This window comes from Kitasatospora sp. NPDC015120 (assembly GCF_043080305.1).
In the GTDB taxonomy this organism is placed as follows: Bacteria; Actinomycetota; Actinomycetes; order Streptomycetales; family Streptomycetaceae; genus Kitasatospora.
Genome location: NZ_JBIBVJ010000001.1, coordinates 698,980 through 711,119 on the forward strand (window position 1 = coordinate 698,980; position 12,140 = coordinate 711,119).

Here is a 12,140-nt window from a genome sequence, read left to right on the forward strand (position 1 = left end):
CAGGTTACCGGCCATATGGGTACGGGGTTCAAATCGGTATCGCCGGTACCCGCCCACTCACCGTCACCGCCCGTTCACCCGTCCGAGTGATTTGACAATCATTTCCATCTAATCTGAGAATGGTTGTCATGATGATCCGACGACGTGCTCGCAACACTCTGGCCCTGGCCGCCACCGCCCTCGCCGCCGCCCTCACGCTGACGGCCTGCGGCAGCAGTGCCGGCGCCCAGGGCTCGGACGGCCGGCTGAACGTCGTCGCGTCCTTCTACCCGATGGAGTACCTCGCCACGAAGATCGGCGGCGAGCACGTGAAGGTCACCGGCCTGACCGCCGACGGCGTCGAGCCGCACGACCTCGAACTCACCGCCAAGCAGGTCGGACGCGTCCAGAAGGCCGACGCGATCGTCTACCTCAAGGGCCTGCAGCCCACCGTCGACAAGGCGGTCGCCGGCTCCCACGCCAAGGTCACGGTGGACGCCGCCACCGCCGTCCCGCTGGAGGACCACCACCTCCCGGAGGGCCACACCGAGGACGACGGCCACGACCACCATGCCGAGGACGACGGCCACCACCACGACGAGGCCGCCGGCGACCCGCACATCTGGCTCGACCCGACCCGCTACGCCGCCGTGGCCCGCAGCGTCGGCGCCGGCTTCGCCGAGGCCGACCCGGCCCACGCCGACGACTACCGCAGGAACACCGACGAGCTGGTCGGCAGCCTCACCGCCCTGGACCGGGAGTTCAAGGACGGACTGAAGGACGCCCGGGGCCGCACCTTCGTCACCAGCCACGCCGCCTTCGGCTACCTCGCCGAGGCCTACGGCCTCGTCCAGGTCCCCATCAACGGCGTCGACCCCGAGTCCGAGCCCACCCCGGCCCGCCTCGCCGAGGTCCAGAAGGCCGCCCGGGACAACGGCGTCACCACGATCTTCTTCGAGACCCTGGCCAGCCCCAGGCTCGCCGAGACGGTCGCCAAGGACCTCGGCCTCGGCACCGCCGTCCTCGACCCGCTGGAGGGCGTCAAGGACCGGTCCAAGGACGACTACCTCACCGTCATGAGGCAGAACCTGGCCAACCTCCAGGCCGCCCTGGGCACCGGCGCGAACGCCGGCCCGGGCGCCACCGCCATCCCCACCAGCTGACGGGACCACCGGCATGACCCCCCCGACACCCCCGGCCGTCCGCCTGCACGACGCCGTCGCCTCGCGCGGCGGACGCCCGGTGCTGCGCGGCGTCGACCTCACCGTCCGCCCCGGCGAAGTGGTCGCCCTGCTCGGCGCCAACGGATCCGGCAAGTCCACCACCGTCAAGGCCGTCACCGGCGCCGTCCCGCTGGAGCGCGGCGGCCTGGAACTGTTCGGCACCCCGCTCGCCCGGTTCCGCGCCTGGCACCGGATCGGCTACGTCCCGCAGCGCACCACCGCCGCCTCCGGCGTCCCGGCCACCGTGCGCGAGGTCGTCTCCACCGGCCGGCTGCCGCTGCACCGGCTGCTGCCGTTCCGCCGCGCCGACCGCGCCGCCGTGGACCGCGCGCTGGCCGCCGTCGGCATGCTCGACCGGGCCGGCGACGGCGTCGCCGACCTCTCCGGCGGCCAGCAGCAGCGGGTGCTGATCGCCCGTGCGCTGGCCGGCTCCCCCGACCTGCTGATCATGGACGAGCCGATGGCCGGCGTGGACGCCGCCAGTCAGCAGGTGCTCGCCGACACCCTGCGCGCCGAGGTCGCGCGCGGCGCCGCCGTCCTGCTGGTGCTGCACGAACTCGGGCCGCTGGAACCGCTGATCGACCGCGCCGTGGTGCTCCGCGACGGCTGCGTCGCGCACGACGGCCCGCCCGTCCCCAACACCGGCCTGCACGCCCTGCCCGGCCACGACCACGTCCACCCGCACGCCGACCACGGCCACGACCACGAACGGATCCGGGGACTGCTGTCATGACCGAGATGCTCAGCTACGACTTCATGCAACGGGCGCTGATCGCCGCCGTCCTGGTCGGCTTCACCGCCCCCGCCGTCGGCATCTACCTGGTGCAGCGCCGCCAGGCGCTGATGGGCGACGGCATGGGACACGTCGCGATGACCGGCGTCGGCCTCGGCTTCATCTTCCAGACCAGCCCGGTCTGGATGGCCGTCCTGGTCTGCGTGCTCGGCGCCGTCACCATGGAGCTGGTCCGCTCGCGCGGCAACCAGCGCGGCGACATCGCCCTCGCGATGCTCTTCTACGGCGGCATGGCCTGCGGCAAGCTGCTGGTCTCCAAGTCCGCCGAGGCGGGCGCCGGTTCGCTGGAGAGCTACCTCTGGGGCTCCATCCTGACCGTCTCCCCCGCCGACCTGGCCGCGATCGCCGCGCTCGGCGCCGTCGTCGTCGCCGTCACCCTCGGTCTGCGCCGCCAGCTCTTCGCGATCTGCCAGGACGAGGACTTCGCCAAGGTCACCGGCGTCCCGGTGCGGCTGCTCAACCTGCTGCTCGCCGTGATGGCCGCGGTCACCGTCACCGTCGCCATGCGGGTGGTCGGCCTGCTGCTGGTCAGCGCGCTGATGGTGGTCCCGGTGGCCGCCGCCCAGCAGCTCACCCGCTCCTTCGCCGCGACCCAGGCCGGCGCGATCGCGGTCGGCGTGATCGTCGCCCTGGCCGGCGTCACCGGCTCCTACCAGCTCGACGTGCCCTCCGGCCCGGCCATCGTGCTGCTCGCCATCGCGGTGTTCGCGGTGTTCAGCGCGATCGCCGCACCACTCGCCCGGCGCCGCCACCGCGCCACCCCCGACGCCGGACCGCAGGTCTGCGACGTCCGGCTGCCGGACCCGGAGCGGGCCGGACCGGGCCGCCCGGACCGTAGCGGCGAGATCACTCCGGCGCCCAGTGCGGGGCTGGCACAATGAGGTGCCAACCGCCCACACCACCAGGAGGACCCACGGTGACCACCGCAGGCCCGTCGCCGCGAGCCCGATCGACCCGGCAGCGCGCCGCCGTCTCGGCGGTCCTGGACGAGATCGAGGACTTCCGCAGCGCGCAGGAGCTCCACGACATGCTGAAGCACCGGGGCGACTCGGTCGGCCTCACCACCGTCTACCGGACGCTCCAGTCGCTCGCCGACGCCGGCGAGGTGGACGTCCTGCGCACCGCCGACGGCGAGGCCGTCTACCGCCGGTGCAGCAGCGGACACCACCACCACCTGGTCTGCCGCCAGTGCGGCGCCACCGTCGAGGTCGAGGGACCGGCCGTCGAGCGCTGGGCCAACTCGGTCGCCGCCGAGCACGGGTTCAGCGACATCGCGCACACCCTGGAGATCTTCGGCACCTGCGCGGAGTGCGCCAAGCGCGCCTGAAGCCGGGCGCGGGACGCCGTGCCCGGGACACCGGGCGCGGGACGCCGCAAGCACCACGAGGGCCCGCGGGAGTCACCTCCCGCGGGCCCTTCCGCGCACCCGGCGCCGGCGCCGGACGGCGCGCTCAGCGCTGCGCCGGCACCTCGGCGCCCAGCTCGGCCGGCACCTCGTTGGGGATCGCCCCGCCGAACCGGCGGTCACGCCTCGCGTACTGCTCGCAGGCCCGCCACAGGTCGCGCCGGTCGAAGTCCGGCCAGAGCACGTCCTGGAACACGAACTCCGCGTACGCCGACTGCCAGAGCAGGAAGTTGGACGTCCGCTGCTCGCCGCTGGGCCGCAGGAAGAGGTCCACGTCCGGCATGTCCGGGTGGTACAGGTACTTGGCGAGGGTCTTCTCGTTGACCTTCTTCGGGTCCAGCCGGCCCGCCGCCACATCGGCCGCGATGGCCGCCGCGGCGTCCGCGATCTCGGCCCGGCCACCGTAGTTGACGCACATGTAGAGGGTGACGGCGTCGTTGTCCTTGGTCTGCTCCTCGGCGACCTGGAGCTCCTGGACGACGCTCTTCCACAGCTTGGGCATCCGGCCCGCCCAGCGCACCCGCACGCCCATCGCGTCCATCTCGTCGCGGCGGCGGTGGATGACGTCGCGGTTGAAGTTCATCAGGAACTTCACCTCGTCGGGTGAGCGCTTCCAGTTCTCGGTGGAGAACGCGTACAGCGAGACGTTCTTCACGCCCAGCTCGATCGCGCCCTTCAGCACGTCCAGCACGACGCCCTCGCCGACCTTGTGGCCCTCGGTGCGCGGCAGCCCGCGCTCCTTCGCCCAGCGGCCGTTGCCGTCCATGACGATCGCGACGTGGCCGGGGACCAGCTCGCCGGGGATCTTCGGGGGCCGGGCGCCGCTGGGGTGCGGGGTCGGGGGGAGGTACTCCCGCTGCTTGCCGCCGCCGAAGAGCCGTCGCGCTGCCATGTGCTCACTTCTCCACGTATCTCATCGAGCGGATGCCCCGCTCCAGGTGCCACTGCAGATAGGCCGCGACCAGGCCGCTGCCCTCCCGCCAGTACCTCGGCTCGCAGGCGTCGGCCGTCCGCCAGTCCCCTGACAGCAGCGCCCCGAGCAGTACCAGTGTCTCAGGGGAGGGTACGGCACATCCGGGCACCCGGCAGTCCGCGCAGAGCACGCCGCCGGCCTGGAGCGAGAAGAACCGGTTGGGGCCCTCCATCCCGCATTTGGCGCAGTCGTCGAAGCTCGCGCCGTACCCGTTGACCGCCAGCGACCGCAGCAGGAAGGCGTCCAGCACCAGGTGCGGCTCGTGCGGGCCGTCCGCCAGCGTGCGCAGCCCCCCGACCAGCAGCAGGTACTGCTGGACGGCCGGCTGGCCCTCGTTCTCGGCGAACCGTTCCGCCGTCTCCAGCATGGCCGTGCCGGCGGTGTAGCGGCCGTAGTCGGCGACGATCCGACCGCCGTACGGGGCGATCGTCTCGACCTGGGTGCAGAGCGGCAACCCGCGCCCGACCAGCTCACTCCCCCGGCTGAAGAACTGCACGTCCACGTGGGAGAACGGCTCCAGGCGCGCGCCGAACTTCGACTTGGTCTTGCGCACCCCGCGCGCCACCGCGCGCACCTTGCCGTGGTGACGGGTGAGCAGGGTGATGATCCGGTCGGCCTCGCCGAGCTTCTGCGCCCGGAGCACCACGCCGTCGTCCCGGAAGAGGCTCATGCGCCCGCCTCGCCGGAGCGGACCTCGAACAGTACGGACATCCCACCATTGTCCCCCAGCCGTCCCGCCCCGGCGGACAGCCGTGTGCCCGCACCGGGCCGTGGGGGATCGCCGAACGGTGCGGGACACGGCGGGCCCCGGAGGGGGTGGGGGCCCGGTTCGTGGGGGTCCGGGGGAAGGGGGCACGAGGGGAGAGCGCGGGGAGGGCCGAGGGGAGAGCGAGGGGGCAGGGGTCTAGTACGGCGCCCGGGTGGCCGCCTCCAGCAGCGCCCCGACCCGCGCCTGCGGCAGGTCCAGGCAGCGCCCGACGGCGTCCAGCGCCTCCCGCTCCTGCGGCCGGTACCGGCCGTCGGCCAGCGCGATCGCCGCGCCCTGCAGCAGCAGCCGCTCCCGGCCGGGCCCGGCCAGGTGCGGGGCGAGCGGTTCGAGCACCGCGTGCAGTTCCACGGCCAGCCCGCCGGCCATGCCGTGCGCGTCGTAGAGCTCGCCGCCGAGCCCGGACAGCGCCGCCATCGCGGCCAGCACCTGGGCCTCGCCGCAGTCCTCGAAGCCGGCGTCCCGGACCGCCGCGCAGGCGGCCTCGCGGGCCGCACGGTGGGTGGTGCCGCCCGCGGCCAGCAGGGCCAGCGCGACGGTGTACTGCGCGTCGCGCAGCATCCCGCCCAGGCGCACGCAGGTGGGCTGTTCCAGGCTCTCCACCCCGAACCGGCCGTGGCAGCTGGTGCACTGCACACTGCCGATCACCGGTCCGAGCGGAAGCACCGGGGTTCCCAGCAGCCGCAGCCACCGCCGGCCGTGCTGCCGGCGGTAGTTGCGGTCCCCGCCGCAGCCTGGACAGAAGAAGTCACCGAGAACGTCAGTCCGCCACCGCGGGCGAACACCCCACATCCCTGTCACGGCGCCCACTCCCCAGACATGGCAGGCGGCCTGCACAACAATGGGCAGGTCACGCGACCGGCCACCGGATCGTCCCACCGACCCGGCCTTCCGGTGGGACGATGGTGCCACGGTTGCCGACACGTGTCAGTACTTCGAACGGTCCGATCCCGGAAAAAATGTGGCGCAGGACACAGCACGCGCGCCCCCGGCCCACGGCCCTCCGACCCGGTCCCGGAACGGCCGCCGGGCCGCCCCCGAAGGGGACGGCCCGGCGATGTCCACTCGTACGAACTACCCGCGCCGCGCCCGGTTGACGGCGCTGATCATCGCCTTCAGCGAGGCCAGCACGGTGTTGCCGTCGATCCCGACGCCCCACAGCACGCGGCCGTCCACCGCGCACTCGACGTACGCGGCGGCCTGGGCGTCGCCGCCCTCGCTCAGCGCGTGCTCGGCGTAGTCCAGCACCCGTACGTCCACGCCGATCTGCGCCAGCGCGTCGGCGAACGCCGAGACCGGGCCGTTGCCGGTACCGGCCAGGGTGACCGGCGCGCCGTCCACCACCGCCTCGGCGGTCAGCGCGTCCCGGCCGTCCTCGGTGGTCAGGGTGCGCGAGCCGCTCAGCGAGATCCGGCCCCACGGGTTCGCCGTGGTCGGCAGGTACTCGTCCTCGAAGACCCGCCAGATCTCCGCCGGGGTGACCTCGCCGCCCTCGGCGTCGGTCATCGTCTGGATGATCCGGGAGAACTCGATCTGCATCCGGCGCGGCAGGTCCAGCTTGTGGTCGTTCTTCAGCACGTACGCCACGCCGCCCTTGCCGGACTGGCTGTTGACCCGGATGACCGCCTCGTAGGTACGGCCGACGTCCTTCGGGTCGATCGGCAGGTACGGCACGCCCCAGGTGTGCTCCTCGACCGGCACGCCCGCGGCGGCCGCGTCCGCCGCCAGGACGTCGAAGCCCTTCTTGATGGCGTCCTGGTGCGAGCCGGAGAAGGAGGTGTACACCAGGTCGCCGGCGTACGGGTGGCGCGGGTGCACCTCCATCTGGTTGCAGTACTCGGCGGTGCGGCGCACCTCGTCGATGTCGGAGAAGTCGATCTGCGGGTCGATGCCCTGCGAGAAGAGGTTCATGCCCAGGGTCACCAGGTCGACGTTGCCGGTCCGCTCGCCCTGGCCGAACAGGCAGCCCTCGATCCGGTCGGCGCCGGCCATGTAGGCCAGCTCGGCGGAGGCGACGGCGGTGCCCCGGTCGTTGTGCGGGTGCACCGACAGGCAGACGAACTCGCGGCGCGACAGGTTGCGCGACATCCACTCGAACTGGTCGGCCTGGACGTTCGGGGTGGCCCGCTCGACGGTGGCCGGCAGGTTCAGGATGATCTCGCGGCCCTCGCCCGGCTGCCAGACGTCCATGACCGCCTCGCAGACCTCCAGCGCGAAGTCCAGCTCGGTGTCGACGAAGATCTCCGGCGAGTACTGGTAGCCGAAGACGGTGTCGTCGCCCAGCAGCTTCTCGGCGTACTCCATCACCAGCCGGGTGCCGTCGGTGGCGATCGCCTTGGTGGCCTCCTTGTCGTTGCGGAACACCACCCGGCGGAACAGCGGCGCGGTCGCGTTGTACAGGTGCACGGTCGCGCGCGGCGCGCCGACCAGCGACTCGACGGTCTTCTCGATCAGCTCCTCGCGCGCCTGGGTCAGCACCGAGATGGTGACGTCCTCCGGGATCGCCCCCTCCTCGATCAGCGAGCGCACGAAGGCGTGGTCGGTGGCCCCGGAGGACGGGAAGCCGACCTCGATCTCCTTGTATCCCATCGCGACCAGCAGGTCGAACATCTTGCGCTTGCGGGCCGGGGACATCGGGTCGATCAGCGCCTGGTTGCCGTCCCGCAGGTCGGTGGAGAGCCAGCGCGGCGCCTTGGTGATCACCTTCGACGGCCAGGTGCGGTCCGGCAGGTCGACGGTGCCGAAGGGCAGGTAGCGGCCGTGCCGCATGCCGGACGGCCGCTGGCGCACCGAACCGGCGGTGATCGGGGTGGGCCGGCCGGCGAAGGCGCGGGCGGCGGGGACGGGCGCGGCGGAGCTCTGCTCGGTCATGGGGGCGACTCTCGGCTTCCTGTGATGCGTGGTGCGGGCTGGTCGGGGCGGTGTCCTCACCCGACTCGGCCGGCCTGCTGCCGCTCGCGGTCCCCGTGGGACCACCGGAATCAGCGCGCAGCACAGTCCCCGCGGCGAGGGAGCCGGCCCTTGGTGGACTACAGGCCCTCGACGCGGCAGCTAAGAAGAAGCAGCCCGTTGCGCATGATGCGGCCCAGCCTAACCCAGGGCCGCGCGGCCCCGAAGCCGGCCGCCCGCTCTTCCCACCCCTTGAGACGGCGCGCGGATGCGCCCGGACGGCGCGCGATCCCGTCCGCGCCGGTGACAACACGTCATCAATGCCTCACGCTGGGCCACATGACAGCCGAACCGACGCTCTGCGCGATCGTTCCGCCGTACGTCCTGGACCGCCTCGCCGAGGACGGTCACGCGCCCGCCGCCCGCTCCCTCGCCCTCGATGCCGCGCACCGGGCCGCCCGGCTCACCGCCGCCCCGCCCGCCCCGGCCGCCGACCGCCTGGAGCGGGTGATCTCCGACGCCGGGCACCGCGAACGCCTGCCCGGCCGCACCGTCCGCCGGGAGGGCGAGAGCCCCCTGCCCGACCAGTCCGTCAACCACGCCTACGACGGTCTCGGCGCCACCTGGACGCTGTTCTCCGCCGTCTACGGACGGCACTCCATCGACGACCAGGGCCTGCGGCTGGACGCCACCGTCCACTACGGCCAGGAGTACGACAACGCCTTCTGGGACGGCCGGCGGATGGTCTTCGGCGACGGCGACGGCGAGGTGTTCGGCGACTTCACCGCCTGCGTCGACGTCATCGGCCACGAACTCGCCCACGGTGTCACCCAGTTCACCGCCGCACTGGAGTACCGCGACCAGCCCGGGGCGCTCAACGAGTCGGTCTCCGACGTCTTCGGCTCCCTGGTCAAGCAGTACGCGCTGCAGCAGGACGCCGCCGCGGCGGACTGGCTGATCGGCGCCGGACTGCTCGCCCCCGGCGTGCAGGGGGTCGCGCTGCGCTCGATGAAGGCGCCCGGCACCGCCTACGACGACCCCCGGCTGGGCAAGGACCCGCAACCCGCCCACCTGCGCGACTACGTGCGCACCTCCCGGGACAACGGCGGGGTCCACATCAACTCGGGCATCCCCAACCACGCCTTCTACCTGCTCGCCACCGCGCTCGGCGGCCCGGCCTGGGAACGCGCCGGCCGGATCTGGTACGACGCGCTGACCGGGCGGCGGCTGCCCGCCGACGCCGACTTCACCGCCTTCGCCCGGGCCACCGTGGCCGCCGCGAAGGCCCGCTACCCGGAACCGGAGGTCGCCGACACGGTGACCGCGTCCTGGGCGAAGGTCGGCATCAGCCCGGCTTGAGCCGCGCTTAAGTCAAGGTCCGGGAAAACCCCGGCAAACGCCATCGCTGGGTAGCACCATGGACACCATGCGTATCCAGGTGACCCGGACCGGCGGCCTCGCGGGACACGTCCGCCGCGCTGAGCTCGACACCACCGAGCGGGTGGACGCCCCGCACGTGCACGCGCTCGCCCGCGAGGCCGTCGCGGGCGGGCTGCGCACGCCCTCCTACGGGGTGCCTGACGGCTACCACTACGAGATCACCGTCGACGGGCGCACGGTGCACTGCGCGGACCCGAAGCTCACCGCGTCCCAGCGCGAACTGGTCTCCCTCGTCCTGCGCGAGGGCGCCTGAGGCCCTGCGCCCGGCGCTCAGAGCCAGCCGTCGAGGGAGGCCAGGAAGCCCGCGAGGTCGTCCCGGTGGATGGTGTGGCCGGCCCCGTCCACCCTGCGGACCTCGTAGCCGAGTCCGCGCAGGGCCTCGGCGTCCTCGGGCCCGATCAGCCAGCTGTTGCCGGCCAGCTGCACCAGCGAGGGCACGGCCGGGGCGCCCGGCAGCGCGGCCCGCTCGTACAGCGAGGAGAGCGCGAACGCGGTGTCCGGGTCCCACAGGGCCAGGGTGGCCAGCTCCACGTCCACGTCGGCGGGGGCCCAGCGCGGGTTGACCAGGGTGAGCTGCGCCCGGGTGGCCCGCTTGAACTGCGCGAAGACCGCCGGGTCGAACAGGCCCGGCTGGGCGAACTTCCAGGCCGGGTCCGAGTAGACGGCCCGGGCCGGCCGCAGCCGCTCGACGGCGTGCAGCAGGACCAGCCCGCCCAGCGAGTGGCCGATGGCCAGGTCGGCGCCCTGCGGCAGGGTGTCGACCAGGTCGTCGGCGTAGCGCTCGGGGCCGTAGCGCTCCACCGGGGTCGCGCCCTCGCCGCGCGGGCTGGCGCCGTGGCCGCGCAGGTCCACGGCGATCACCCGGTAGCCGCGCTCGGCGAGCGCCGGACCGACCGACCCCCAGCTGCGGTGGTCGGTCATGATCCCGTGGACCAGCAGCGCGACCCGGTCGCCGGAACCCCACTCACGCGTGTGCAGCTTCACCGCGCCCCCTCCCCCTCGGTGGTCAGAACCCGAGCTTGCGCAGCTGCTTCGGGTCCCGCTGCCAGTCCTTGGCGACCTTGACGTGCAGGTCCAGGAAGACCGGGGTGCCGAGCAGCGCCTCGATGTGCTTGCGGGCGGTGGTGCCGACGTGCTTGAGCCGGGCGCCCTTGGCCCCGATCACGATGGCCTTCTGGCTCTGCCGCTCGATGTAGACGTTGGCGTGGATGTCGAGCAGCGGCCGGTCCGCCGGGCGGCCCTCGCGCGGCAGCATCTCCTCGACCACGACGGCCAGCGAGTGCGGCAGCTCGTCGCGCACGCCCTCCAGGGCGGCCTCGCGGATCAGCTCGGCCACCATGATCTGCTCGGGCTCGTCGGTGAGGTCGCCGTCCGGGTAGAGCGGCATGCCCTCCGGCAGCAGCTTGCTGATCAGCTCGCCGGCCAGCTCGACCTGCTTGTCGCCGACGGCGGAGACCGGGATGATCTCGGCCCACTCGATGCCCAGCTCGGCGCCGAGCTGCTGGACGGCGATCAGCTGCTCGGCGAGCCGCTTGGAGTCGACCAGGTCGGTCTTGGTGACGATGGCCACCTTGGGGGTCTTCTTGATCCCGGCGAGTTCCTTGGCGATGAACTTGTCGCCGGGGCCGAGCTTCTGGTCGGCGGGCAGGCAGAAGCCGATCACGTCGACCTCGGCCCAGGTGGAGCGGACCAGGTCGTTGAGGCGCTCGCCGAGCAGGGTGCGCGGCTTGTGCAGGCCGGGGGTGTCCACCAGCACCAGCTGGGCGTCCGGGCGGTGCACGATGCCGCGGACGGTGTGCCGGGTGGTCTGCGGTCGGTCGGAGGTGATCGCGACCTTCGTCCCCACCAGAGCGTTGGTCAGGGTCGACTTGCCCGCGTTGGGCCGGCCGACGAAGCACGCGAAGCCGGAGCGGTACGAGGAGGAAGGGGCATTCATGGGCTCCATTCTCCCTGATCACCCCCGCCGGGACGGACACCACCCGTCCGGGCCCTCACTTCCTGCCCCCGAACACCGCTCCCAGGCCCCAGCCGAGGACGAGCAGCAGGAAGGCGACCGAGCCCCAGAGCCAGAACGGCGACCCGGTCTCCTGCCACTTGCCCATGCCCATCACGCCCAGCAGCAGCCCCGCGAAGAACGCGAACGGCCCCATCGCCCAGCCCCCTCACCGCGCCGTCCCACCGCGCCGTCTCCCCGCCCGTCCCCGGTGAGATTATCCGGCACGCCCGGGGGCCCCGGAACGCGCCGGTGCCCGGGGCGTGAACCCCGGGCACCGTACGGACCGCGCGCGCTCAGCGGGCCCCGACCGAGACGCGCAGCGCCCCGTCCGGGCCGGCCAGCAGCAGCGGGGTGCCGGCCCCGCCGAGGTCCCGCACCGCCGCCAGGTCGGCCTCCGAGGGCTGCTCCGCCTCGGTCACCACGGCCGCCGCCTCCAGCGACTTCGCGCCACTGGCCACCGCCATCGCCACCGCCGTCTGCACCGCGCTCAGCCGCAGCGACTCCAGCGCGACCGTCCCGGCCACGTAGGTGCGGCCGGTCTCGTCACGCACCGCGGCCCCCTCCGCCACGCCGTTGCGGGCGCGGACGGAGCGGGCCAGGGTGATGATCTTCTTGTCTTCGGGGTTCAGCTCGACGATGTTGTCACTCATGCCCAGGAGCATAGGCCCCGGCGGGC

14 protein-coding genes are annotated in these 12,140 nt (G+C 73.0%); 6 read left to right on the forward strand and 8 right to left on the reverse strand.

Going from position 1 to position 12,140, the window contains the following annotated elements; all coding sequences use genetic code 11:
* Positions 1-128 precede the first annotated feature (128 nt).
* The 4 genes from ACF1AK_RS03305 to ACF1AK_RS03320 are packed head-to-tail and all read left to right on the forward strand — an operon-like array spanning position 129 to position 3,322.
* On the forward strand, positions 129-1,142 hold the full coding sequence (locus tag ACF1AK_RS03305) for a metal ABC transporter substrate-binding protein (RefSeq protein WP_391497051.1): 1,014 nt from the start codon (positions 129-131) through the stop codon (positions 1,140-1,142).
* A gap of 13 nt (positions 1,143-1,155) precedes the next feature.
* Complete coding sequence (locus ACF1AK_RS03310) at positions 1,156-1,935, forward strand: metal ABC transporter ATP-binding protein (RefSeq protein ID WP_391497052.1); 780 nt, start codon at positions 1,156-1,158, stop codon at positions 1,933-1,935.
* Positions 1,932-2,876 carry a metal ABC transporter permease gene (locus ACF1AK_RS03315; protein ID WP_391497053.1) on the forward strand — a complete coding sequence of 315 codons (945 nt, stop codon included), beginning with the start codon at positions 1,932-1,934 and terminating at the stop codon, positions 2,874-2,876. Before ACF1AK_RS03310 ends, ACF1AK_RS03315 begins: the two co-directional genes overlap by 4 nt.
* A 35-nt stretch (positions 2,877-2,911) precedes the next feature.
* A complete protein-coding gene (locus ACF1AK_RS03320) occupies positions 2,912-3,322 on the forward strand; it encodes a Fur family transcriptional regulator (protein WP_355373061.1) in 411 nt (136 codons plus the stop codon).
* Positions 3,323-3,446: 124 nt separating this feature from the next.
* Here the strand turns inward: ACF1AK_RS03320 and ACF1AK_RS03325 are convergent, their stop codons facing one another.
* The 4 genes from ACF1AK_RS03325 to leuA form a co-directional block, all read right to left on the reverse strand.
* Entirely contained in the window at positions 3,447-4,292 is an 846-nt protein-coding gene (locus ACF1AK_RS03325; RefSeq protein ID WP_391497054.1) for an isoprenyl transferase, read from the reverse strand.
* Between the two features lie 4 nt (positions 4,293-4,296).
* Positions 4,297-5,043 carry a DNA repair protein RecO gene (recO, locus tag ACF1AK_RS03330; protein WP_391497055.1) on the reverse strand — a complete coding sequence of 249 codons (747 nt, stop codon included), beginning with the start codon at positions 5,041-5,043 and terminating at the stop codon, positions 4,297-4,299.
* A 234-nt stretch (positions 5,044-5,277) separates the two neighbouring features.
* Complete coding sequence (locus ACF1AK_RS03335; RefSeq protein ID WP_391497056.1) at positions 5,278-5,787, reverse strand: TerB family tellurite resistance protein; 510 nt, start codon at positions 5,785-5,787, stop codon at positions 5,278-5,280.
* A 426-nt stretch (positions 5,788-6,213) separates the two neighbouring features.
* On the reverse strand, positions 6,214-8,010 hold the full coding sequence (leuA, locus tag ACF1AK_RS03340) for a 2-isopropylmalate synthase (RefSeq protein ID WP_391497057.1): 1,797 nt from the start codon (positions 8,008-8,010) through the stop codon (positions 6,214-6,216).
* Positions 8,011-8,367: 357 nt separating this feature from the next.
* Between leuA and ACF1AK_RS03345 the strand changes: the two genes are divergently transcribed.
* On the forward strand, positions 8,368-9,387 hold the full coding sequence (locus tag ACF1AK_RS03345) for a M4 family metallopeptidase (protein ID WP_391497058.1): 1,020 nt from the start codon (positions 8,368-8,370) through the stop codon (positions 9,385-9,387).
* A 67-nt stretch (positions 9,388-9,454) separates the two neighbouring features.
* On the forward strand, positions 9,455-9,721 hold the full coding sequence (locus ACF1AK_RS03350; protein ID WP_380289084.1) for a protealysin inhibitor emfourin: 267 nt from the start codon (positions 9,455-9,457) through the stop codon (positions 9,719-9,721).
* 17 nt (positions 9,722-9,738) lie between these two features.
* Here ACF1AK_RS03350 and ACF1AK_RS03355 read toward each other — a convergent pair whose 3' ends face one another.
* The 4 genes from ACF1AK_RS03355 to ACF1AK_RS03370 form a co-directional block, all read right to left on the reverse strand.
* Complete coding sequence (locus ACF1AK_RS03355) at positions 9,739-10,452, reverse strand: alpha/beta fold hydrolase (RefSeq protein WP_391497059.1); 714 nt, start codon at positions 10,450-10,452, stop codon at positions 9,739-9,741.
* Positions 10,453-10,474: 22 nt separating this feature from the next.
* Positions 10,475-11,404 (reverse strand): GTPase Era, encoded by a 930-nt coding sequence (era, locus tag ACF1AK_RS03360; protein ID WP_391497060.1) that lies wholly within the window; start codon positions 11,402-11,404, stop codon positions 10,475-10,477.
* 55 nt (positions 11,405-11,459) lie between these two features.
* The gene (locus ACF1AK_RS03365) at positions 11,460-11,618 is read right to left on the reverse strand and encodes a hypothetical protein (RefSeq protein ID WP_391497061.1); all 159 of its coding nucleotides are present in this window, start codon (positions 11,616-11,618) and stop codon (positions 11,460-11,462) included.
* Between the two features lie 139 nt (positions 11,619-11,757).
* On the reverse strand, positions 11,758-12,126 hold the full coding sequence (locus tag ACF1AK_RS03370) for a cytidine deaminase (RefSeq protein ID WP_391497062.1): 369 nt from the start codon (positions 12,124-12,126) through the stop codon (positions 11,758-11,760).
* Positions 12,127-12,140: the final 14 nt, after the last annotated feature.

Coding starts and splice junctions, on each gene's coding strand:
- leuA (WP_391497057.1), bottom strand. CDS start 8,010: ATGACCGAGCAGAGCTCCGCCGCGCCCGTCCCCGCCGCCCGCGCCTTC.
- recO (WP_391497055.1), bottom strand. CDS start 5,043: ATGAGCCTCTTCCGGGACGACGGCGTGGTGCTCCGGGCGCAGAAGCTC.
- ACF1AK_RS03350 (WP_380289084.1), top strand. CDS start 9,455: ATGCGTATCCAGGTGACCCGGACCGGCGGCCTCGCGGGACACGTCCGC.
- ACF1AK_RS03325 (WP_391497054.1), bottom strand. CDS start 4,292: ATGGCAGCGCGACGGCTCTTCGGCGGCGGCAAGCAGCGGGAGTACCTC.
- ACF1AK_RS03305 (WP_391497051.1), top strand. CDS start 129: ATGATGATCCGACGACGTGCTCGCAACACTCTGGCCCTGGCCGCCACC.
- ACF1AK_RS03345 (WP_391497058.1), top strand. CDS start 8,368: ATGACAGCCGAACCGACGCTCTGCGCGATCGTTCCGCCGTACGTCCTG.
- ACF1AK_RS03365 (WP_391497061.1), bottom strand. CDS start 11,618: ATGGGGCCGTTCGCGTTCTTCGCGGGGCTGCTGCTGGGCGTGATGGGC.
- ACF1AK_RS03315 (WP_391497053.1), top strand. CDS start 1,932: ATGACCGAGATGCTCAGCTACGACTTCATGCAACGGGCGCTGATCGCC.
- ACF1AK_RS03370 (WP_391497062.1), bottom strand. CDS start 12,126: ATGCTCCTGGGCATGAGTGACAACATCGTCGAGCTGAACCCCGAAGAC.
- ACF1AK_RS03310 (WP_391497052.1), top strand. CDS start 1,156: ATGACCCCCCCGACACCCCCGGCCGTCCGCCTGCACGACGCCGTCGCC.
- era (WP_391497060.1), bottom strand. CDS start 11,404: ATGAATGCCCCTTCCTCCTCGTACCGCTCCGGCTTCGCGTGCTTCGTC.